A 23,608-nucleotide genomic window follows, 5' to 3' on the forward strand; every position below is an offset into this window, starting at 1 on the left:
AGGTGTAAAAGGTGGTAACATCAAAAGCCGAGCATTACTAATTGCCCGTTCACTTCTTTCGGACGGTGCGGATCGCGATATATACGTTTAGCTTTTTTAATTGACAATTGACAAATGACAATTGACAATTAGATTAACAGATACTTGAATTTTACTTTTTATCATGTCATAACTTATCATGACAGCTGCGATAATTGTCATTTGTCAATTGTCCATTGTCAATTGAAGAAATTCAGGTGGTTATAGCACGAGGGTTCCACCTCTTCCCATTCCGAACAGAGAAGTTAAGCCTCGTCACGCCGATGGTACTGCGTAACAGTGGGAGAGTAGGTAGCCGCCATTTTTAGAGAAGCCCCGCCAGTCTTTATTGATTGGCGGGGATTTCTTGTTTTGGCAGTTTAGGAAAAAATAGCTATATTTGCCGACGACAATTATTTTATTAAACGTTTAAAGCAAATTAAAAGGTATGAAAACAAAACTTTTTTTGGCTGCTGTAGCAGTAACATTTTCTTTCGCTGTGATCTCTTGTTCTGGTAACAAAGCTAATAACGCTGCCGCTTCTGAAGGTGAAGAAGCAACAGTTGAAACTGTAGAAGCTGTTGCTGTTGAAGCAACTGACTCTTGCTGCCAGGCGAAAGACTCTTGTGCTACTGCTTGCGATAAGAAAGCTGATTGCACAGAAAAGAAGGAATGCTGTGATAAAAAGTAATCTATTGATTTAGAACGATAAATTAAAAGGGGGTATAGTGTGTCCGTACTATGCCCCTTTTTCTGTTTGATGAAATACGGGGCTTTATTAGTAATACTTTTCTGCTAATAACCGACTTTAACTTATGAAATGAAATTATTTTCGATAAAAAAGTAACGTATTATTTGGTAGTACAGAAATAATCCATACCTTTGCACCGTCAAACTATAAAAGAGACAAAAAATGAATCAGATGTTTATACATATTCTACTATGCGGTATTATTATTCTACTATCAAAGGTTAGTGGAAGTGAGTGCTGCGCGTAAATGTGTATACTGAAAATATACGAAAGCCTTTCTCACTTCCAAGTGTGAAAGGTTTTTTTTTGAGCCAATAATAACATAAAATGATAGAAGATGGACAATAGGTTATTTATTTTTGATACCACCCTTCGGGATGGTGAACAAGTTCCGGGATGCCAGTTGAACACAGTGGAGAAGATTCAGGTAGCGAAGGCACTCGAAGCTTTGGGGGTCGATGTAATTGAAGCCGGCTTCCCCATCTCCAGCCCGGGAGATTTTAATTCTGTGATTGAAATTTCTAAAGCGGTGACTTGGCCCACTATTTGTGCTTTGACCCGTGCTGTTCAGAAGGATATTGATGTAGCGGTAGACGCTTTGAAATTCGCCAAGCATAAACGTATCCATACAGGTATCGGTACTTCTGATTCTCATATTAAATATAAATTCAACTCCAATCGGGAAGAGATTATCGAACGCGCGGTAGCAGCAGTGAAGTATGCACGTCGTTTTGTGGATGATGTGGAATTTTATGCAGAGGATGCAGGGCGTACGGACAATGAATATCTGGCACGTGTGGTAGAAGCGGTTATCAAAGCGGGAGCGACAGTGGTGAATATACCGGATACAACGGGTTACTGTCTGCCTTCCGAATATGGTGCAAAGATTAAATATTTGATTGATCATGTAGACGGCATTGATAACGCGATTCTTTCTACTCACTGTCATAACGATTTGGGAATGGCAACAGCAAATACGATTGCTGGTGTTCTGAATGGAGCCCGTCAGGTAGAGGTGACCATTAACGGTATCGGCGAACGTGCTGGAAATACCGCTCTCGAAGAAATCGCAATGATTATCAAGAGTCATCATGAGATCGATATTCAGACCAATATCAATACACAGAAGATTTATCCGACCAGCCGTATGGTATCCAGTTTGATGAATATGCCTGTCCAGCCGAATAAAGCAATCGTAGGTCGCAATGCTTTTGCCCATTCATCGGGTATCCATCAGGATGGTGTGTTGAAGAATGTAGAAACTTACGAGATTATCGATCCGCATGATGTAGGCATCGATGATAACTCTATCGTACTGACTGCCCGTAGCGGACGTGCGGCATTGAAGAATCGCCTGTCGTTGTTGGGAGTTAACCTGGATCAGGAAAAACTGGATAAGGTATATGAGGAGTTTCTGAAACTGGCCGATAAGAAAAAAGATATCAATGATGATGATGTATTGGTATTGGCAGGAGCAGACCGCAGCCAGAATCATCGTATTAAGTTGGAGTATTTGCAGGTGACAAGTGGTGTCGGTGTACGTTCGGTTGCTAGTCTGGGACTGAATATTTCCGGTGAGAAGTTTGAAGCTTGTGCGAGTGGTAATGGTCCGGTGGATGCTGCCATCAAGGCTCTGAAAAAGATCGTAGATCGTCACATGACATTGAAAGAATTCACTATTCAGGCTATTAGCAAGGGAAGTGATGATGTAGGTAAGGTTCATATGCAGGTGGAATATGATAATCAGATTTATTATGGCTTCGGAGCAAATACGGATATTATAGCCGCATCGGTAGAAGCTTATATTGACTGTATTAATAAATTCAAGGCATAAAGGAACAGCGAAAGTGGTATTGAAATACGTACCCTGCATTAATTATAAATCATACATAGTAAAAATAGATATAACAGATGAATACATTATTTGATAAAATATGGGATGCCCACGTGGTGACTACGGTGGAAGATGGGCCGACACAACTTTATATTGATCGTTTATATTGTCATGAAGTGACCAGTCCGCAGGCTTTTGCCGGATTGCGCGAGCGTGGCATCAAGGTATTGCGTCCGGAAAAGGTATTCTGTATGCCCGACCATAATACTCCGACACATGATCAGGATAAACCGATTGAAGACCCGATCTCCAAGACTCAGGTGGATACACTGACGAAAAATGCGAAAGATTTCGGTCTGACCCATTTCGGTATGATGCATCCTAAAAACGGAATTATCCATGTGGTAGGTCCGGAACGTGCACTGACACTGCCGGGCATGACGATTGTTTGCGGTGACTCGCATACTTCTACTCACGGTGCAATGGGAGCTATCGCTTTCGGCATCGGTACCAGTGAAGTGGAAATGGTACTGGCTTCACAATGTATCCTTCAGTCAAGACCGAAAACAATGCGAATTACCGTAGATGGCGAACTGGGTAAAGGAGTGACTGCGAAAGATGTCGCTCTGTACATGATGTCTAAGATGACTACCAGCGGAGCTACCGGTTACTTCGTGGAATATGCAGGTTCGGCCATCCGCAATCTGACTATGGAAGGACGTCTTACTCTTTGTAATCTGTCTATTGAAATGGGAGCACGTGGTGGTATGGTTGCTCCGGATGAAGTGACTTTCGAATATATCAAAGGACGTGAGAATGCTCCGCAGGGGGAAGCATGGGATCAGGCTATGGAATACTGGAAAACGCTGAAGAGCGATGATGACGCCGTATTCGATCAGGAGGTCCGTTTTGATGCAGCGGATATCGAGCCGATGATTACGTATGGAACCAATCCGGGAATGGGAATGGGAATTACGCAAAACATTCCTACTACGGAAGGAATGGGAGAGGCTGCACAGGTTTCTTTCAAAAAATCGATGGAATATATGGGATTCCAGCCGGGTGAATCGTTACTGGGTAAAAAGATTGATTACGTATTCCTGGGTGCTTGTACCAATGGCCGTATTGAGGACTTCCGCGCATTCGCTTCTCTGGTGAAGGGACGCAGGAAAGCGGATAATGTAATCGCATGGCTGGTTCCGGGATCATGGATGGTTGATGCCCAGATTCGTAAGGAAGGAATTGACAAGATATTGACTGAAGCGGGATTTGCAATCCGTCAGCCGGGATGTTCAGCATGCCTTGCGATGAATGATGACAAGATTCCTGCAGGAAAATATTCAGTATCGACCAGCAACCGTAACTTTGAAGGTCGTCAGGGACCGGGTGCCCGTACTTTACTGGCCAGCCCGTTGGTTGCTGCTGCCGCTGCGGTGACAGGAGTGATTACCGACCCGCGTGAACTGATGTAATTTCAATCGTAATTTGTAAATATTTAAATTGTAAACAGAAAGATGGCTAAGACAAAATTTAATATAATAACAAGTACTTGTGTACCCCTTCCTTTAGAGAATGTAGATACTGACCAGATTATTCCGGCACGTTTTCTGAAAGCAACGACTCGTGAAGAGAAGTTTTTCGGTGATAACCTGTTTCGTGACTGGCGTTATAATGCCGATGGTTCCTTGAACAAAGATTTTGTGCTGAACGATCCTACATATAGCGGACAGATATTGGTGGCAGGAAAGAACTTCGGTTCGGGTTCCAGCCGCGAACACGCAGCCTGGGCGATTGCCGGATATGGTTTCCGTGTGGTAGTATCGAGCTTCTTTGCCGATATTCACAAAAATAATGAGTTGAACAACTTCGTACTTCCGGTAGTTGTTACTGAAGGATTTTTGCAGGAACTCTTCGACTCGATCTTTGCTGATCCGAAGATGGAAGTGGAAGTGAACCTTCCCGAACAGACCATCACTAATAAAGCAACGGGTAAGAGTGAACATTTTGAAATCAACGCTTATAAGAAACTTTGTCTGATGAACGGACTGGATGACATAGACTTCTTGCTAAGCAATAAAAATAAAATAGAAGAATGGGAAAACAAGGCGTCAAAATAGAGATCATGGACACAACGCTCCGTGACGGTGAACAAACCAGCGGAGTATCTTTTGTGCCCCATGAGAAACTAATGATTGCCCGTTTACTATTGGAGGATTTGAAGGTAGACCGGGTAGAGGTTGCTTCAGCACGTGTATCGGAAGGTGAGTTTGAAGCCGTGAAGATGATTTGTGATTGGGCAGCCCGCCGCAATCTGCTTCAGAAAGTGGAAGTGTTGGGATTTGTGGACGGTCATACTTCGGTGGACTGGATACAACGTACCGGGTGCCGTGTCATCAATCTTCTTTGTAAGGGGTCATTGAAACATTGCACCCAACAATTGAAAAAGACTCCCGAAGAACATATCGCAGATATTATCAACGTAGTACATTACGCAGATGAACAGGATATCGGAGTGAATGTATATCTGGAAGACTGGAGTAACGGAATGAAAGATTCTCCCGAATATGTGTTTCAGTTGATGGATGGCTTGAAGCAGACAAGTATCAGACGTTATATGTTGCCCGATACATTGGGAATCCTGAACCCGCTGCAGGTGATAGAATATATGCGGAAGATGAAGAAGCGTTATCCGAATACCCATTTTGATTTTCACGCGCATAATGACTATGATCTGGCGGTAAGTAATGTGCTGGCTGCCGTGTTGAGCGGTGTCAGAGGACTGCACACTACGATCAACGGACTTGGCGAACGGGCCGGTAATGCACCCCTTTCCAGTGTGCAGGCTATTCTGAAAGATCATTTCAATGCAATGACCAATATTGACGAAAGCCGCTTGAATGATGTCAGTCGGGTAGTAGAGTCCTATTCCGGTATTGTGATTCCTGCCAATAAACCGATTGTGGGAGAGAATGTCTTTACACAAGTTGCAGGCGTTCACGCCGACGGCGATAATAAGAATAATTTGTATTGTAATGATTTACTTCCCGAACGTTTCGGACGTAAGCGTGAGTATGCTTTAGGAAAAACAAGTGGAAAGGCAAATATCCGTAAGAATCTCGAAGATCTGGGACTGGAACTCGATGAAGATGCCATGCGCAAGGTAACGGAGCGAATCATTGAACTGGGGGACAAGAAAGAATTGGTGACCCAGGAGGATTTGCCGTATATTGTATCGGATGTATTGAAACACGGGGCGATAGGCGAGAAGGTCAAGCTGAAGAGTTATTTTGTAAATCTGGCTCACGGTCTGAAACCGATGGCGACTTTAAAGATTGAAATAAACGGAAAGGAATACGAAGAAAGTTCAAGTGGCGATGGTCAGTATGACGCTTTCGTACGTGCGTTGCGCAAAATTTATAAAGTGACGTTAGGACGTAAATTCCCCATGTTGACGAATTATGCGGTATCTATCCCACCGGGTGGGCGTACGGATGCATTTGTGCAGACAGTAATTACCTGGAACTATGACGAACAGGTGTTCCGTACCCGTGGACTTGATGCCGACCAGACGGAGGCTGCCATCAAAGCAACAATGAAGATGTTGAATCTACTTGAAGAATAAGTTGATTTTATTTGTTGCGATTCATCATTATCTGAACTATTTTTTATAAATTGTGCCGTTTGTTGATTGAAGACCAGATTAAACTTTAAAATGAATAATAATGAACATTGAAAAGAGGTGGGTGAAAATGATTTCAATGGCAGCACTTTTATTGATAGTCGTAAGTGCTTGTGATAGTGATGAAGATGTGGAGAGTGGTGACGAAGGATTATATCCCGGACGAATTGTTGATGTAAATTTGCAACTGGATCCGTTGTGGATTTATGAATATACGAATAGAGTAAGGGAGAAAGTCAATATATGTACGGGGAATGACGATAATAATACACCGGGATGGCAACCGGGAGATGAAGTAATAGTAAACTGTACCTTAATGGGTGAATCCAGAGAGGATTTTATTGATTACCAGTTTGCAACTTATGCCGTATATACTGAAACTAAGGGTGGAGTATATAAATGGAAGCTGGATTCCAAACGACAATTATGTGTCAAACGGACGGTGGCTTCTCATGGAGTTGGCGGGGATATACCCGCTTATGATTTTGAACTAAAGATGGTAACGAATGACGGACGTCTGGTCATTCCCGACGGTGTGTCAAATTGCTGGATTAATGTTTATTATACTCCCGGTGAGAAAGTTTCCGATAAATGGGGATCTTATACTTGGCCTCTTGTACGTAAAGACACGTATGCAGTTGGAAATTATGGCAGATGGGGGGCTTCCCTGGCAGACTATGAAGTTAGAGAGGATATGAATACATTGGACTGGCATCCTCAGAGACTTGTCTTGTCGGGTTTTTGCTTACGAGTGATAACAGAACCGGGGGCAACAGTAACTCTTGCTTGTCCAAGGTTTGTTCCTATGGGATACCACCGTTATTCATCGGGACAGTATGAACCATTAGAAGATCAGACATTACCTGTTACTGCGGATATGAACGGAAATGCTTTCTTTTACGGTTGCTATGGTTACGACTATACTTTATTGGCTGAGGAATTTTCTTTTACTATTCGAACGAATACAGGAGAAAAAAAGGTTGTTCCTGGTGATGAAATGAATATACATATATTAGAAGAGCATCGGTATGCATTTGATGCTTCCGATATGACAGAGATTAATTAACTTTGAGTAGTATAAAAGATAAAAAGAAAAGTAACATGGATTTTAAAATTGCTGTATTAGCAGGCGACGGCATCGGACCGGAGATTTCGGTACAAGGTGTAGATGTAATGAGTGCCGTTTGCGAGAAGTTTGGTCACAAAGTAAGTTACGAATATGCAATCTGCGGTGCAGATGCGATTGATAAAGTAGGTGATCCGTTTCCGGAAGAAACATATGAGGTTTGCAAGAATGCAGATGCTGTTTTGTTTTCGGCCGTAGGTGATCCGAAGTTTGATAATGACCCTACTGCGAAAGTTCGTCCGGAGCAGGGATTGCTGGCAATGCGTAAGAAATTGGGATTGTTTGCTAATATTCGTCCGGTACAGACATTCAAATGCCTGATCCATAAATCTCCGTTGCGTGCGGAACTGGTTGAGAATGCGGATTTCATCTGCATCCGTGAGCTGACCGGCGGTATGTACTTTGGTGAGAAATATCAGGATAATGATAAAGCATACGATACAAACTACTACACTCGTCCGGAAATTGAACGTATCCTGAAAGTTGCTTTTGAATATGCAATGAAACGCAGAAAGCACCTGACTGTGGTAGACAAGGCAAATGTTCTGGCTTCTTCCCGTCTGTGGCGTCAGATTGCACAGGAAATGGCTCCCAATTATCCGGAGGTGACAACTGACTATATGTTTGTGGATAATGCTGCCATGAAGATGATCCAGGAACCAGCTTTCTTTGACGTGATGGTGACTGAAAATACATTCGGTGATATTCTGACTGACGAAGGTTCCGTTATCAGCGGCTCTATGGGATTGCTTCCTTCAGCTTCTACCGGTGAAAGTACTCCGGTATTTGAACCGATTCATGGTTCATGGCCACAGGCAAAGGGCTTGAATATTGCAAACCCGTTGGCACAGATTCTGTCTCTAGCTATGTTATTTGAATATTTCGACTGCAAAGAAGAAGGTGCACTGATTCGTAAGGCGGTTGATGCATCACTGGATGAAAACGTGCGTACACCGGAAATTCAAGTAGCCGATGGTGCCAAATACGGTACAAAGGAAGTCGGACAGTGGATTGTTGACTATATCAAGAAGGCTTAAACAGATCATTCTGAATAAAATATATGGAGGCTGGATTCTTAAAACGGAGTTCAGCCTCTTTTTTGTTCATTCCGTTTCTTTGTTTTTTTACTGAAGAAAATGAGTCCGTTGGGAGAAAAAACTAGTCGGACTGTTAAAAAGTAAAAGAGTAAGATATTTGCTAATGAAAAACAGTACATTTGCACAGATTAATACACAAGTGCTATGACAAAAAATTATCTATTCTTACTGTTGGGTTTACTGCTTGCAGCGTGTAGTTCTGATGACAAAGACGAACAACCGATTTTAGTGACCAATGTTGTAATGCCTGCTTCGGGAACAGTATTCAAGCCCGGTGAAAAGGTAACGATAATGGCGAAAGGATTTCAGGACAATGATGAAATCATGTTCGATATTCGCTGGCCGCTTCAAGACGAAGTGCTGCATGAAGGATATGCTAAAGGGGGACGGGGTGTTATAACGGAAAAGACAGCTACGAGCATTACTTTTCTGGCTCCCGGACACTGGCCTGCTTCTACAACGGAGATCTTGTTACGCCGCTCCGGTCAAATGATGTCTTTAGGAAAGATTTCGGTGGCGGATGGACAGGCACCCAAAGATTTTCAGCTTTATGGTATCATTAATTCCCGTTCCAATACCCACCGTCCTCATGCTATCGAATACATCAATCTTGAAAAGCCTCAGACAGCAGAGATAGTACGACTTGCAGACAATCAGGATTTCTCTTGTGTAGTCAACCTTCCCGGAAGCTGGAGCCTTAGTGGAGTATGGACGAAGGATGATCGCCGTACGACCGGACTTTATGATCTTTCTATGAACTATTGGGAAAAACCGGGAGCTGATCAGCTTGTAACAATGGGGATAGCGACCGCTAACTCTGTATTTGGGGTATATCAAGGCGGAGACCGTTTATTTGTTAAAACAGTTAATGTGATGCCCTATACCAGAATGTATGTGCCGGAGAAACCTGATTATGGTTTTCTGCTGCCCGAAGGGATGAAGGCTGAAGCATTGTCACGTTATCCCTGTATACAAATGAGTGATGGAAATATACTCTGTTCGGCTGATGACGGCGATGGAACTTTTTCACCAGTAGTCTTGAACGGGCAAAATATAGAAGAGAAAAGTATATATGTTGGCGAACCGATAGAGGCTGTGGCATTGATCCCTTTTTGGATAGTTAAGCCTGTAGAAGGTATGGGAACGGCTAAATATACACGTGTTGGCGGATATATCGTATCGAAGAGAAATGGTGCTACAATAACAGAGGGAGATGGAACAGAATTTAGGCTATGGAACCCGACTACAAAGATGCTGGATGAACCTTTCACCACATTCCCTAATGCTGCGTGTTCAGTAGCCACACTTGTTTCGGATGATTTTAAGAAACAGGAGCTTTATGTATTGTTTGATGGTAGTCGGAATGGAAGGCTGATTTATGTATATGATTTACTAAAAGGTAGCTGGGAGTCATTATATCCAGGGGGCGGATTTCCTTATTCAGAAATCGTATTAGCCCGATAAGGTTATTACTCAGCTCTTCTCCGGGCTACTATGCACAAAGGCCCTTTTTCATGCTTATATGAAGCAATGGAGACAAAGCCGGACTGCAAGAGTCTGGATTTCAATTCATCGCAAGAACGAATAATCATCCCGTCAATCAGATTTGTCCAAGTTTTGACTGACGGGTTATTCAGTTCGCAGCAAATCAGGAAATGTCCGTTCCGCTTTAATACCCGTGTTACTTCGGTGAATGCTTTCGGAAGATCGTTCCAAAAGTAAACCGTCTCGAAGGCAGTGACCACGTCGAACATTTCATCGGTATAAGGCAGTGTGTCTACCGTGCCTTGTTCTATAAAACAGCGGGTGGAAAGATATTTCTTGTTTTTCTTCTGTGCGAAAAGGACACTTTCCGGTGAAATGTCAATGCCGTATGCTTTTCCTTGCGGACAGCGACGCATCAGTTGTGTAAGATTGGCTCCGCCACCGCAACCAATGTCGAGCACATTCCATTCCTTATTCCATACTATATGTGACATTCCCCATTCGGAAAGCAAAGTGTGTCGTTTGTTCATTTCCCGGAGAATGACTCTTCCCCAAAAGCCTTCAGGCTTTTTGAGATTGTGGAATAACTTATGGATGATATTTCTTTTGCCCATGTTATAAACTAACTTTGCACGATGGAATAGATGATAATGCCTGCTAAAGTCAGCAATCCGGTATAGATCATAACTTCCGTTTGTTTCATTCCGGCGCCCTTTCCAGGAGCAGGAATGTCTGATTGAAGTCGTGCCGTTAACTTATGGGCGATAAAGTAGAACAGCCAACCTCCGAATCCACCGATAATGGCTCCTGCTACTAAATCACCGGGATAATGCAATCCCAGATACAGGCGTGTATAAGAGTTGGTAAATGCCCAAAGTACGATAAATATGCTTAACCAGCGTTTGCGGAACAAACAAATCAGAAATATGGCAAGTCCGAAAGAATTAGCTGCATGACAAGAAGGAAAACCGAATCCTCCTCCTCGTCTTCCATTCACGATGTAAACCAAATCCGCTATCGGATTTTCCGGATTGGAGGGACGCAGGCGACCTACCAGCGGACGAAGAAAACTATTGCACATCTGATCGGCAAACGTGATAGTGAGGGCGATCGCTACCACATAGCACAAAGCCACTTTCCAATGAAAATTCTTGAGCAGTATATATAAGATACTGGCATACATCGGGACCCATATAACCTTACCTGTGAATGCACTCATGAAGTAATCCCAGAAAGGCGAATGTATTCCGTTGAAGAACAAAAGCAGTTGGGTGTCTATATCCGAAAGAAATTCTATCATAAAATAAATCGTATTATTAAAATATGGATTTGTCTGATCTTATCGCTTAGCCAGGTCATCATATAGTTTCTGAAGGAAGGCTTTTCCTTTTTCCAGATTGGCCCCTTTCTCTGTCCCTTCATCTATCTGGACGGTGTTGGCATCCAGATTGTACACTAATTGATTTTCCGCAGTCACCATGCCAAACAGGGTCGGTTCCGTGAAATATCCGAAATGGGGAGAAGACGGGTTAAAGATATTCTTGCTGAAAGTAAAGTCATCGTGCGGCAATCCGAGCTGAGAAAGCAGCGTAGCGGCAATATCGATCTGCGAAGCGTATGTGTCTACCACTCGTGGTTCTTTTACGGCTCCTCCGATCAGTATTAGCGGAATTGTATGCCCTTCCAGCGGATTTTCTACCGGACGCGGGTAAGCTCCCAAATGATCCGGTACAAGTACGATCAGTGTATTCTTCCACATCGGTGTCTCCTTATACTGTCTCACAAAATCTCCTACGCAACTATCAGCATAGGCGAAAGCATTCAGCACTTTATCGTCCAACCGATAGAACGGAACTTCAAACGGCTCGTGACTGCTTGATGTCTGCACGATTTTAAAGAAAGGTTCCTGTTGCTTCTCTTCCTTGAGGTCTTTCAGGAAACGTTGGAAAAGCGCATGATCCGGCGCTCCCCATTTGCCCGGACGTTCGGACAAAGGAAAATCTGTCTCGGAGATAATCTTCTCAATACCCGATGAAACCAGATAAGAGCGCATATTGGTGAAGTCTGCATCCCCTCCGTAATAGTATTCCAAACTGTATCCGGCATTTTTCAGACTGCGAGGAATGGAAGGAAGTCCGTCCGTTTTCTCGGGATACTTCATAATGCTGGTACTCGGCTGACCGGGATAACCACTGATAATAGATGCCAGTCCTCGATCCGTCCGGAAACTGTTTGCGTAGAAATTAGTGAATAACACTCCTTCTTTTCCGAATTTATCCATATTCACTGCTACATTCGGCTGTCCCCCCATTGTTTCCATTAAGTGTGTAGAAAAACTTTCGAGGATAATAAAGATGATATTCGGGCGTTGAGTATTTAGAATTTGCGGGATACTGTCTGTTGCTGCCACAGGTTTATCCAGCATTTCGGCCAACAGGTCATCTGCAACTTTCGGGTCCATAAACCGATATTGCTTATCGAAATTGTTTTGATGGGTAGCAGAATACATAAAACTGAATGCCGGATTGATGGCTGCATGATTCATCCGTTGGTTTTGGCTATAGTATACTTTGCTCAGGTTCATTGTCGATACGGAAAAACCGCCACGGATAGGAATGAAGAGCGCAGCTGTCAGTAATAAAAGGACGAGAGATACATACTGCCGCTGATAAGGTATCTTCAACGGTGCTTTCTCCCGGATAAGTACGGCGTAGAAAATACCGTAGAGGATGGCTGCATAGATCAGCATAGCTAGGATTCCGAGTAATATGAACCAGAAGCTGACGCTTGCCATGGCATCTTTCGGAGATGAGAAGAAGTAGAAGATCGGGGTGGCATCCAGCCGGAATCCCCAGAAACCGTATAAGCCCAGATCGATGATGAAGATGCAGGACATCACAAAAGCGATGATTCCGAAGTAACCTTGCCGGATGCGGCGTAGTATGGAAGATTTTGTCCAGGCGGAAGCGATAAGCAGGAAGCCTGGGATGGCAGTCAGATATCCTGCCAGTGAGAAATCCAGCGGCAAGCCGTGCCACATCACGCTGAAATAATCGCCGATTGAGGCGTCTGTATAGAGTTCATGGTAGTAAGCCATGAAAATAGGTTTTTGAAGGACAAACAGAAGAACGAACAAAAAATAAGTCGTGAGAAATTGCAGGATTCTCTTTTTCATATCTATAAACTTAAAAATATTGAACGGAGACAAAGGTACAATTCTTTTCTGTATCTTTGCGCATCAACCTGATAAAACGAGGTGAATGATGGCAAAAATTGCGAATAAATTAACAGATTTAGTGGGTAATACACCTCTAATGGAACTTTCCGGATATAGTGGAAAGTATGGTCTTAATCAGAATATTATCGCTAAACTGGAGGCTTTTAATCCGGCGGGAAGCGTAAAAGACAGAGTCGCTCTTTCTATGATTGAAGATGCGGAGGCTCGCGGGGCACTGAAACCCGGTGCCACCATTATCGAACCGACCAGTGGAAATACGGGAGTCGGACTGGCGATGGTAGCTACCATTAAAGGGTATCACCTGATATTGACTATGCCCGAAACGATGAGCCTGGAACGGCGAAATCTGTTGAAAGCACTGGGGGCGCAGATTGTGCTGACAGATGGCTTGGGCGGGATGGCTGCTTCTATTGCCAAGGCGCAGGAGTTGCGTGATAGTATCCCCGGATCGGTGATCCTGCAACAGTTTGAAAATCCTTCGAACGCTGCTGTCCACGAGCGGACAACAGGAGAAGAAATCTGGCGGGATACGGATGGTGAAGTGGCAGTGTTCGTTGCCGGAGTAGGAACCGGAGGTACGATTTGCGGCGTGGCGCGCGCCTTAAAAAAACATAATCCGGATGTTCATATCGTTGCGGTTGAACCTGCGTCTTCCCCCATATTGGCAGGAGGTCAGGCAGCACCACACCGCATACAGGGAATCGGGGCGAATTTTATTCCGAAACTTTATGATGCTTCTGTAGTGGATGAAGTGATCGGTGTGCCCGATGACGAAGCCATTCGTGCGGGGCGAGAGCTGGCTGCGACAGAAGGTTTGCTGGCCGGAATCTCTTCGGGAGCGGCCGTATATGCAGCCCGACAGTTGGCACAGCGTCCGGAGTTCAGGAACAAAAAAATCGTTGCGTTGTTACCTGATACGGGAGAACGCTATCTGTCGACCGAGTTGTTCGCTTTTGATGCCTATCCTTTGGATTAATATTTGAATCATGATAAGAATTATTTTAATTTTATTTCTTAGCTTTCCGGTTGCCCTGTGTGCGCAGACCTATCAGCAATTATCAGAAAAGGCGATTGAATATATCGAAATGGATAGTCTTTCCAAAGCTGAAGAACTGCTGCTGCAAGCTTTGAAACTGGAGCCGAAGAATGCAAAGAATGCTATGCTTTTTTCCAATCTGGGATTGGTACAGCGTCGGTTGGGTGAATATGACAAGGCGCTCGAATCTTATTCTTTTGCGCTGAACTTTGCTCCATTGGCAGTACCTATTCTGCTGGACCGAGCTGCGATTAATCTGGAAATGGGGAATACAGACCGTGCTTATACCGATTATTGTCAGGTACTTGACGAAGATAAACAGAATAAAGAAGCGCTGTTGATGCGGGCATATATCTATGTGCTCCGGAGGGATTACCCCGCGGCACGAATCGATTATAATCGCTTGTTGGAGATTGACCCGCAAAGTTATAGCGGTCGGCTTGGGCTGGCTACCTTGGAACAGAAAGAAGGAAAATTCAAGGAAGCGCTCGAAATTCTTAATAAGATGATTACGGCAACTCCCGAAGACGCGACTCTTTACATTGCCCGTGCAGATGTGGAACGGGAGATGAAGCATGAAGATCTGGCTTTGGTCGATTTGGAGGAAGCTATTCGTCTGAATCCTTCTTCGGCGGATGCCTATTTGTTGCGTGGCAATATTTATCTGACACAGAAAAAGAAAGCATTGGCTAAAATGGACTTTGAAAAAGCTATTTCGTTGGGCATACCTCCTGCTGATTTGCACGAGCAGCTGAAACAATGTAAATAAAAGATAAAACTTAAAACATATTACTACTAACTAATACCCAAACAGAAAATGAAACGTATTGTTTTTTTAGATTACGTGCGCGTGTTCGCATGTTTCCTCGTTATGGTGGTACACGCCAGTGAAAACTTTTATGGTGCTGCCGGATCTACGGACATGGCGGGACCGCAATCTTTTTTAGCCAGTGAAGCAGACCGATTGTGGGTGGCCGTGTACGACGGTTTCTCACGCATGGCAGTACCATTGTTTATGATTGTCTCTGCTTATCTGCTGGTACCGATGAAGGAGGGACAGACTTCATGGCAGTTCTACCGCCGACGCTTCACTCATATCCTGCCACCGTTTTTTATATTTATGATACTTTATAGTATCCTGCCGATGTTGTGGGGACAGATAGACAGCGAGACATCAATAAAGGATATGTCTCGAATATTCCTGAACTTCCCGACGCTTGCAGGACACCTTTGGTTCATGTATCCTCTGATAAGTCTTTACCTGTTTATACCTATTATATCTCCTTGGTTGAGTAAAGCCACTGCAAAAGAAGAACGTTTCTTCATAGGACTGTTCCTGTTATCAACGTGTATGCCGTACTTCAATCGCTGGTTTGGTGAAGTGTGGGGACAGTGTTTTTGGAACGAATACCATATGTTGTGGTATTTCTCAGGTTATCTTGGATATCTTGTGTTGGCACACTACATACGTGTACACTTAAAATGGGATCGCTCCAAACGTTTCATTGTAGGACTCATTTCAATGGTTGCCGGGGCTGCGCTGACTATTTACTCATTCTATATACAGGCTATTCCCGGAATTACTCATTCTACCCCTGTCATAGAAATAGGATGGGCTTTCTGTACGATTAACTGTGTACTTCTTACAGCGGGTACATTCCTTCTCTTCACTTGTATAAATCGGCCGGAAGCTCCGCGTTTCGTAACAGATATGTCGAAACTTAGCTATGGTATGTACCTTATGCATATATTCTGGCTCGGGTTATGGGCGACAGTATTCAAAAATACGCTGGAACTGCCTACTGTTGCCGCCATCCCATGTATTGCAGTGACTACATTTGTCTGCTGTTATATAACGACAAAGATTATCTCATTCATACCGGGCAGTAAATGGATTATAGGCTAAATAGATCGGATGTTCTTGAATTAAACAAAAAAGGGAAGCGATTGCTTCCCTTTTTTGTTTACTCATCTTATTATATGGTCCTTCCTGGTTACGCTTGAATAAGTTACTCTTTATTAAAGGTAAATCGATGGGACGGCTCAATACATTATTATACAAACTGCTTAATCAGATTCACAAACTCTTTTCCATATTTCTTCTTCTTAAACTCTCCGATACCACTGATTTCTCCGAATGCTTCGATGGTAGTCGGCCGTGAAATACTGAGCAGATGCAACACCTTATCCGATAGAACGATATATGCCGGAAGGCCATCCTGATCGGCAATCTGTTTCCGCAATCCCCGTAGTGCTTCGAATAAATCTTCGTTTTCTCCACCGGGGATACCGAAAGGAAGTTCTTTTGCGATGACCACCTTCTTCTTTTTCCCTTTTCCTGTGACGATTTCTTCCCGATGAATCACGGCAAGCATTGCTTTCGCTTTTCCAAAAAGAATGTTACTTCCGCTTGGAGTGATTTTGAGATGGTTATTTTCATTGTAGGCTATTTCGAAATAGCCTAGTTGTAGCATTTGAAGTAAATAATCCTGCCAATCACGAGGTGGTATGTCTCTTCCTGCGCCAAACGTCTTTAATTCCTGATATCCTTTTGCCGTAACTTCTGCCGAATAACTTCCACGAAGAATATCAATTAATATCCCTGTACTTATTTGTTGTTCTGCACGAGCTATGGCGCTCAACGCTTTTTGTACGATGACTGTACCGTCAAAGCGTTGTGGAGGGTTTTTACAGACATCACAGTTGCCACAATCTTCTGTTGAGGTTTCTCCGAAATAGCTCAGCAGGATTCTTCTGCGGCAGATGTCCGCTTCTGCATATTGCTGCATACGTTGCAACTTTTCCAGATTGATTGTCTGTTGGTTGCTTTCTGTGGCGAATTTAGTTAACAGGATCAGATCGCCCAGTGAATAGAACAATACAGTATCGCTTGGTAAGCCATCCCGTCCGGCACGCCCGATTTCCTGATAAAAACTTTCAATACTTTTAGGAAGATTATAATGAATAACCCATCGGACATTCGATTTGTCAATTCCCATACCAAAAGCAATGGTGGCGCATACTACCTGAATACGGTCATTAATGAAGTCATTCTGAGTCTCGTCCCGATGCTGCGGAGACAATCCGGCATGGTAGACACCGCATCGGATTCCCTGCTTTTGCAGCATTTGTGCTACAGTTTCCGTTTTATTACGGCTCATACAATAAATGATTCCACTTTCTTCTCTGTGGCGATGGATAAACTCCAGAATCGCTTTATTCTTCTCTTTTGCCTGAAAACCGCGTTTTACGTCCAGGCTGATGTTGGGACGGTCGAAAGAAGAAATAAACGTCCGGGGCTGTATCAGATGCAACTGTCGGATTATATCCTCACGGGTTATTTTGTCGGCTGTTGCCGTTAATGCAATAATCGGTACCTGCGGAAATTGCTGATGGAGCATTCCCATTTGTGTATATTCAGGACGGAAGTCATGTCCCCATTGGGAAATACAGTGGGCTTCGTCAATTGCGAAGAGCGAAATACTCATATCCCGCAACAGATAGTCCTTTTCCGCTATCAGCTTCTCCGGTGAAATATAAAGCAGTTTCAGGCGTCCTTCGATACAGGCACGGCGGAGATTGGCATTTTCCGTTTCGTCATTGCTGCTATTGAGTGCTCCTGCTGCGATGCCGTTGGCTTGCAATGTTTCTACCTGGTCTTTCATCAGTGAGATAAGCGGGGAGACCACTACAGCCGTTCCTTCAGAAAGCAATGCAGGTAGTTGATAACAGATCGATTTACCTCCTCCGGTGGGCATCAGTACCAGTGAATCCTGCTTGTTCAACAGGTGGCGGATGATTTCTTCCTGTAAGGGTCGGAAGCTGTCATAACCGAAATATGATTTTAGAGTTTCTTTCATCAACATTTGTTTAAACTTTGTGGCAAAGGTACGCTTTTCTTTAGCAATCTTTATCATGTCTCGATTTCTGTTTTGATTTTAATGCCCCAAGAGTTAAAGTTTCTTATTATTCACCCTTAATTCCTCTTTTTCAAGGTTTTTGATTGTTTTATTAGAAAAAAATGCACAAAATAATTGTGTGTTTAAAAAAAAAGTAAGACATTTGTAACATGTAACGTTGCGAATGAGCAATTAATAACAAATAAACAAACCCTAACCAGTTAATTCAATGAGTGATTTAGAGAACAAAAAAGCGGAGGAAGCTCCAAAGAAACGTCCCTACAATTTGAGGGAAAAGAAAGAAAAGAAGGCTGCATATCGGTCATTAATCAGACCGGAACTGGCAGACGAGTTGTATGACAAGATTCTGAACATTGTAGTAGTTCAGAAGAAGTATAAAGATCCTGACTATTCAGCTAAAGATTTGGCTAAAGAGTTGAAGACCAATACTCGCTACCTTTCTGCAGTAGTGAATTCTCGTTTTGGTATGAACTACTCTTGTTTGTTGAATGAGTACAGAGTGAAAGACGCTCTGCATTTGTTGACAGACAAGCGTTATGCCGACAAGAATGTGGAAGAAATCAGTGCAATGGTTGGCTTTGCAAATCGTCAATCTTTTTACGCTGCATTTTACAAGAACGTAGGTGAAACTCCTAACGGATATCGCAAGAAACACGCTGAAAGTAAGAAGTAATTGCGTTTTCCGATACTGACCAAAAGGAATTACCTCTGAATGAAAAGTTCGGGGATAATTCCTTTTCTTATTTAATTAATCAATATCAGTAATTATGAAAAAACATTTTATTTCGATGGCAGTTACCGCTACGATCCTTGCATCCTGCGGTGGGGCCAAAACAACAACTGCTGAGGCAGATAAATTTGATTATACAGTGGAACAATTTGCAGACTTACAAATATTGCGGTACAAGGTTCCCGAATTCGAAACCTTGACGCTGAAACAGAAAGAACTGGTTTATTACCTGACTCAGGCTGCGCTGGAAGGACGCGACATCCTGTTTGATCAGAACGGAAAGTATAACCTGAGAATCCGTCGGATGCTCGAAGCCGTTTACACCAATTATAAAGGAGACAAGTCGGCTCCCGACTTCAAAAATATGGAAGTGTACCTCAAACGGGTATGGTTCTCCAATGGTATTCATCATCATTACGGCATGGAAAAGTTTGTGCCCGGTTTCTCGCAGGACTTCTTGAAACAGGCAGTGCTCGGAACGGACGCCCAATTACTTCCGTTATCAGAAGGACAGACTGCCGAACAACTCTGTGATGAGCTCTTCCCGGTTATGTTTGATCCGGCTATCCTGGCAAAGCGTGTAAATCAGGCGGACGGTGAAGACTTGGTGCTGACTTCTGCCTGCAATTATTACGACGGAGTCACTCAGCAGGAAGCGGAAAGCTTCTACGGAGCAATGAAAGACCCAAAAGATGAAACTCCGGTTTCTTACGGACTCAACAGCCGATTGGTGAAAGAAGATGGGAAAATACAGGAAAAAGTCTGGAAGGTAGGCGGACTTTATACTCAGGCGATTGAAAAGATTGTGTACTGGTTGAAGAAAGCGGAAACTGTTGCCGAAAATGATGCACAGAAAGCTGTGATCAGCAAACTGATTCAATTTTACGAAACAGGCAGCCTGAAAGACTTCGATGAATATGCTATCCTTTGGGTGAAAGACCTTGATTCAAGAATTGACTTCGTTAATGGCTTTACAGAAAGTTACGGCGATCCGCTGGGAGTGAAAGCCAGCTGGGAATCACTGGTCAACTTCAAAGACTTGGGTGCTACGCACCGCACAGAGATTATCAGCAGCAATGCGCAATGGTTCGAAGATCATTCGCCGGTTGATAAATCTTTCAAAAAGGAAAAGGTAAAAGGGGTATCTGCCAAGGTGATCACTGCCGCTATTCTTGCCGGCGACTTATATCCTGCAACTGCCATCGGCATCAATCTTCCGAACGCTAACTGGATTCGTGCCCATCACGGCTCTAAGTCAGTTACTATCGGCAATATCACAGATGCTTATAATAAAGCTGCCCACGGTAACGGGTTCAATGAAGAGTTTGTCTGCAATGACGAAGAGAGACAGCGGATCGACCAATATGGCGACCTGACAGGTGAACTTCATACAGACTTACATGAATGTCTGGGACATGGTTCGGGCAAATTGCTTCCGGGAGTAGACCCTGACGCTTTGAAAGCGTATGGTTCCACTATAGAAGAAGCACGTGCCGACCTGTTCGGATTGTATTATGTGGCCGACCCGAAACTGGTGGAACTGAAACTTGTTCCGGATGCGGAGGCTTATAAAGCTGAATATTATACTTTCCTGATGAACGGTCTGATGACTCAGCTTGTACGTATCGAACCGGGAAATAATATCGAAGAAGCTCATATGCGCAACCGCCAGCTGATTGCCCGCTGGGTATTTGAGAAAGGTGCTCCTGACAAAGTGGTCGAAATGGTGAAGAAGGACGGAAAGACCTATGTTGTAGTCAATGATTATGAGAAAGTCCGTCAGTTGTTTGGTGAACTGCTGGCTGAAATCCAGCGAATCAAATCGACCGGTGATTTTGAGGGTGCCCGTACATTGGTCGAAAATTATGCCGTGAAGGTTGATCCTGCTTTGCACGCCGAAGTATTGGCACGCTATAAGAAACTGAATCTGGCTCCTTACAAAGGTTTTATAAATCCGGTTTATGAACTGGTGACTGACAAGGATGGAAATATCACGGACGTTACCGTGTCTTATGATGAAGACTATGTAGAACAAATGTTGCGCTACAGCAAAGATTATTCTCCGTTGCCTTCCGTAAATAATTAATATTGAAAATGGATATAAAAGAACAACTGAAGGATATCAAAACACAGCTCCGTCTCTCTATGAACGGGGCTGTGTCCCAAAGTATGCGTGAGAAGGGATTGGTATACAAACTCAATTTCGGAGTCGAAATCCCCCGCATAAAGATGATTGCCGAAGGGTATGAAAAGAACCATGACCTGGCGCAGGCATTGTGGAAAGAAGACATTCGCGAATGCAAAATCATGGCAGCCATGTTGCAGCCTGTGGATACCTTTTATCCCGAAATAGCTGATATCTGGGTAGAAAGTATCCGTAACATAGAGATTGCGGAACTGACCTGTATGAATCTTTTCCAGCATTTGCCGTATGCCCCTGCTAAATCTTTTCATTGGATGGCTGATGAACAGGAATATGTGCAGACTTGCGGTTTCCTGACGGCTGCCCGTCTTTTGATGAAAAAGGGAGATATGACAGAAAGAGCCTCCGGCGAATTGCTCGACCAGGCACTTTGCGCTGTTCATTCAGAAAGCTATCATGTGCGGAATGCAGCTCTTCTGGCTATCCGTAAGTATATGCAGCATAACGAAGAACACGCTTTCCGTGTTTGCCGGATGGTTGAAGGAATGGCAGATTCCACAGTGGAAGCGGAGCAGATGCTCTATAATATGGTAAAAGAAGAAGTGGAGAATAAGTAATAGGTAATAAGTAATAGGTAATACCATGCGGGCATTCGCCGGATGGTATTTTAAGTAACTACGGTTATTACCTATTACCTATTACTTATTACTTATTTCTCAGAAATTCTTTTGCTTTCCACAAAAAAGGCTTAACTTTGTTCGCGCTAATTTTGTGCTGATGATGGAAACTCAAAATGTGAAAGATACAGTAAGGCAGATATTCACAGAATATCTCACGGCGAACGGGCATCGGAAGACTCCCGAACGTTACGCCATACTCGAAACTATCTATTCCATCGACGGACACTTCGATATCGATATGCTCTATTCACGGATGATGGATCAGGAGAATTTCCGGGTGAGCCGGGCGACTCTTTATAATACTATCATTCTGTTGATCAATGCACGGCTGATCATCAAGCATCAGTTCGGCACTTCCTCCCAATACGAAAAATCATACAATCGCGAGACGCATCATCATCAGATATGTACTCAATGTGGTAAAGTGACTGAGTTTCAGAACGAGGAATTGCAGCATGCCATCGAAAATACAAAATTAAGCCGCTTTCAACTTTCGCATTACTCCTTATATATATATGGATTGTGCAGCAAGTGCGACAGAGCTAATAAACGGAAAAAAGTCAGTAACAACAATAAAAAAGAAAAATGAAAGTAGATGTTCTATTAGGATTACAATGGGGCGACGAAGGTAAAGGCAAAGTAGTCGACGTATTAACACCTAAGTACGATGTGGTCGCTCGTTTTCAGGGCGGTCCGAATGCCGGTCATACACTTGAGTTCGAAGGACAGAAGTATGTACTTCGTTCTATTCCTTCCGGTATTTTTCAGGGAGATAAGGTAAATATTATCGGTAACGGTGTAGTGCTCGATCCGGCATTGTTCAAAGCGGAAGCTGAGGCACTCGAAGCATCGGGACACCCATTGAAAGAGCGTTTGCACATTTCTAAGAAAGCTCATCTCATCCTTCCGACACACCGCATACTGGACGCTGCTTACGAAGCAGCCAAGGGAGATGCGAAAGTAGGAACAACCGGTAAAGGCATTGGCCCTACTTATACGGATAAAGTTAGCCGTAACGGTGTTCGTGTAGGTGATATCCTTCATAATTTCGAACAGAAATATGGTGCGGCGAAAGCTCGTCACGAACAAATCCTGAAGAGTCTGAACTACGAATATGACCTCACAGAACTGGAAAAAGCATGGATGGAAGGTATCGAATATCTGAAACAGTTCCATTTTGTAGACAGTGAGCATGAGGTTAACAATTATCTGAAAGACGGCAAAAGCGTTCTTTGCGAAGGTGCTCAGGGAACGATGCTTGATATCGATTTCGGTTCGTATCCGTTTGTTACTTCTTCCAATACGGTTTGTGCAGGCGCCTGCACCGGTCTGGGAGTAGCTCCGAATCGTATCGGCGAAGTGTTCGGTATCTTCAAGGCATACTGTACTCGTGTAGGTGCCGGTCCGTTCCCGACAGAACTGTTCGACGAGACTGGTGACAAGATGTGTACATTGGGACATGAATTCGGTTCTGTAACAGGACGTAAACGCCGTTGCGGATGGATTGACCTGGTAGCTCTGAAATATTCCGTTATGATAAACGGTGTTACCAAACTGATCATGATGAAGAGCGACGTGCTCGATACATTCGATACCATCAAGGCTTGTGTTGCTTATAAGGTAGATGGCGAGGAAATTGATTATTTCCCATATGATATCACTGAAGGTGTGGAGCCTGTATATGCAGAACTGCCGGGTTGGAAGACAGATATGACAAAGATGCAGAGCGAAGATGAATTCCCGGAAGAATTCAATGCTTATCTGACTTTCCTGGAAGAACAACTTGGTGTGGAAATCAAGATTGTATCTGTCGGACCGGACAGAGCACAGACAATCGAACGTTATACTGAAGAATAAGAAATGTTATTCTAT

General features: G+C 43.6%; 20 protein-coding genes and 1 rRNA gene. 17 read left to right on the forward strand and 4 right to left on the reverse strand.

Going from position 1 to position 23,608, the window contains the following annotated elements:
* Nucleotides 1-232 precede the first annotated feature (232 nt).
* The 9 genes from rrf (at nucleotide 233) to HMPREF9007_RS04125 (ending at nucleotide 9,968) form a co-directional block, all read left to right on the forward strand.
* A 5S ribosomal RNA gene (gene rrf / locus HMPREF9007_RS04165) occupies nucleotides 233-343 on the forward strand.
* Between the two features lie 123 nt (nucleotides 344-466).
* Nucleotides 467-709 (forward strand): hypothetical protein, encoded by a 243-nt coding sequence (locus HMPREF9007_RS04160; RefSeq protein ID WP_008763195.1) that lies wholly within the window; start codon nucleotides 467-469, stop codon nucleotides 707-709.
* Nucleotides 710-1,105: 396 nt separating this feature from the next.
* Nucleotides 1,106-2,602, forward strand: a complete 1,497-nt coding sequence (locus tag HMPREF9007_RS04155; protein ID WP_008763196.1) for a 2-isopropylmalate synthase — start codon at nucleotides 1,106-1,108, stop codon at nucleotides 2,600-2,602.
* A 77-nt stretch (nucleotides 2,603-2,679) separates the two neighbouring features.
* Entirely contained in the window at nucleotides 2,680-4,074 is a 1,395-nt protein-coding gene (gene leuC, locus HMPREF9007_RS04150) for a 3-isopropylmalate dehydratase large subunit (RefSeq protein ID WP_008763197.1), read from the forward strand.
* Between the two features lie 42 nt (nucleotides 4,075-4,116).
* Entirely contained in the window at nucleotides 4,117-4,719 is a 603-nt protein-coding gene (gene leuD / locus HMPREF9007_RS04145) for a 3-isopropylmalate dehydratase small subunit (RefSeq protein WP_008763198.1), read from the forward strand.
* Nucleotides 4,695-6,224 (forward strand): alpha-isopropylmalate synthase regulatory domain-containing protein, encoded by a 1,530-nt coding sequence (locus HMPREF9007_RS04140; protein WP_008763199.1) that lies wholly within the window; start codon nucleotides 4,695-4,697, stop codon nucleotides 6,222-6,224. The genes leuD and HMPREF9007_RS04140 overlap by 25 nt, the downstream gene beginning before the upstream one ends.
* 136 nt (nucleotides 6,225-6,360) lie before the next feature.
* The gene (locus HMPREF9007_RS04135; RefSeq protein WP_032850701.1) at nucleotides 6,361-7,347 is read left to right on the forward strand and encodes a hypothetical protein; all 987 of its coding nucleotides are present in this window, start codon (nucleotides 6,361-6,363) and stop codon (nucleotides 7,345-7,347) included.
* A 35-nt stretch (nucleotides 7,348-7,382) separates the two neighbouring features.
* Entirely contained in the window at nucleotides 7,383-8,444 is a 1,062-nt protein-coding gene (gene leuB, locus HMPREF9007_RS04130) for a 3-isopropylmalate dehydrogenase (protein ID WP_008763201.1), read from the forward strand.
* Between the two features lie 204 nt (nucleotides 8,445-8,648).
* Complete coding sequence (locus HMPREF9007_RS04125) at nucleotides 8,649-9,968, forward strand: DUF4784 domain-containing protein (RefSeq protein ID WP_022470324.1); 1,320 nt, start codon at nucleotides 8,649-8,651, stop codon at nucleotides 9,966-9,968.
* Nucleotides 9,969-9,973: 5 nt separating this feature from the next.
* Here the strand turns inward: HMPREF9007_RS04125 and HMPREF9007_RS04120 are convergent, their stop codons facing one another.
* The 3 genes from HMPREF9007_RS04120 to HMPREF9007_RS04110 are packed head-to-tail and all read right to left on the reverse strand — an operon-like array spanning nucleotide 9,974 to nucleotide 13,164.
* On the reverse strand, nucleotides 9,974-10,603 hold the full coding sequence (locus HMPREF9007_RS04120) for a class I SAM-dependent methyltransferase (RefSeq protein WP_008763203.1): 630 nt from the start codon (nucleotides 10,601-10,603) through the stop codon (nucleotides 9,974-9,976).
* A gap of 8 nt (nucleotides 10,604-10,611) precedes the next feature.
* Nucleotides 10,612-11,289, reverse strand: coding sequence for a lipid A 4'-phosphatase (lpxF, locus tag HMPREF9007_RS04115; protein WP_008763204.1), 678 nt, complete (start codon nucleotides 11,287-11,289; stop codon nucleotides 10,612-10,614).
* A 39-nt stretch (nucleotides 11,290-11,328) separates the two neighbouring features.
* A complete protein-coding gene (locus tag HMPREF9007_RS04110; RefSeq protein ID WP_008763205.1) occupies nucleotides 11,329-13,164 on the reverse strand; it encodes an alkaline phosphatase family protein in 1,836 nt (611 codons plus the stop codon).
* Nucleotides 13,165-13,252: 88 nt separating this feature from the next.
* Here HMPREF9007_RS04110 and cysK point away from each other — a divergent pair, with 88 nt between their 5' ends.
* Genes cysK through HMPREF9007_RS04095 form a run of 3 tightly spaced genes read left to right on the forward strand, consistent with a single transcriptional unit; the run spans nucleotide 13,253 to nucleotide 16,169 of the window.
* Nucleotides 13,253-14,203, forward strand: coding sequence for a cysteine synthase A (gene cysK, locus HMPREF9007_RS04105; RefSeq protein WP_008763206.1), 951 nt, complete (start codon nucleotides 13,253-13,255; stop codon nucleotides 14,201-14,203).
* 10 nt (nucleotides 14,204-14,213) lie between these two features.
* The gene (locus HMPREF9007_RS04100; protein WP_008763207.1) at nucleotides 14,214-15,032 is read left to right on the forward strand and encodes a tetratricopeptide repeat protein; all 819 of its coding nucleotides are present in this window, start codon (nucleotides 14,214-14,216) and stop codon (nucleotides 15,030-15,032) included.
* 48 nt (nucleotides 15,033-15,080) lie between these two features.
* Entirely contained in the window at nucleotides 15,081-16,169 is a 1,089-nt protein-coding gene (locus HMPREF9007_RS04095; protein WP_008763208.1) for an acyltransferase, read from the forward strand.
* A 148-nt stretch (nucleotides 16,170-16,317) separates the two neighbouring features.
* Here the strand turns inward: HMPREF9007_RS04095 and recQ are convergent, their stop codons facing one another.
* Nucleotides 16,318-18,123, reverse strand: a complete 1,806-nt coding sequence (gene recQ / locus HMPREF9007_RS04085; RefSeq protein ID WP_008763210.1) for a DNA helicase RecQ — start codon at nucleotides 18,121-18,123, stop codon at nucleotides 16,318-16,320.
* A 268-nt stretch (nucleotides 18,124-18,391) separates the two neighbouring features.
* On the opposite strand from recQ, the gene HMPREF9007_RS04080 reads away from it, so the two are divergent.
* The 5 genes from HMPREF9007_RS04080 (at nucleotide 18,392) to HMPREF9007_RS04060 (ending at nucleotide 23,593) form a co-directional block, all read left to right on the forward strand.
* A complete protein-coding gene (locus HMPREF9007_RS04080; protein ID WP_008763211.1) occupies nucleotides 18,392-18,856 on the forward strand; it encodes a helix-turn-helix domain-containing protein in 465 nt (154 codons plus the stop codon).
* 94 nt (nucleotides 18,857-18,950) lie between these two features.
* Nucleotides 18,951-20,999: a dihydrofolate reductase gene (locus HMPREF9007_RS04075; protein WP_008763212.1), complete on the forward strand. Its 2,049-nt coding sequence runs from the start codon at nucleotides 18,951-18,953 to the stop codon at nucleotides 20,997-20,999.
* Nucleotides 21,000-21,007: 8 nt separating this feature from the next.
* Complete coding sequence (locus tag HMPREF9007_RS04070) at nucleotides 21,008-21,673, forward strand: DNA alkylation repair protein (protein ID WP_008763213.1); 666 nt, start codon at nucleotides 21,008-21,010, stop codon at nucleotides 21,671-21,673.
* Nucleotides 21,674-21,836: 163 nt separating this feature from the next.
* A complete protein-coding gene (locus HMPREF9007_RS04065) occupies nucleotides 21,837-22,325 on the forward strand; it encodes a transcriptional repressor (RefSeq protein ID WP_008767710.1) in 489 nt (162 codons plus the stop codon).
* Nucleotides 22,322-23,593, forward strand: a complete 1,272-nt coding sequence (locus HMPREF9007_RS04060) for an adenylosuccinate synthase (RefSeq protein WP_008763215.1) — start codon at nucleotides 22,322-22,324, stop codon at nucleotides 23,591-23,593. Before HMPREF9007_RS04065 ends, HMPREF9007_RS04060 begins: the two co-directional genes overlap by 4 nt.
* The last annotated feature ends 15 nt before the right edge of the window (nucleotides 23,594-23,608 follow it).

Source organism: Bacteroides sp. 1_1_14, from assembly GCF_000162515.1.
In the GTDB taxonomy this organism is placed as follows: domain Bacteria; phylum Bacteroidota; class Bacteroidia; order Bacteroidales; family Bacteroidaceae; genus Bacteroides; species Bacteroides thetaiotaomicron.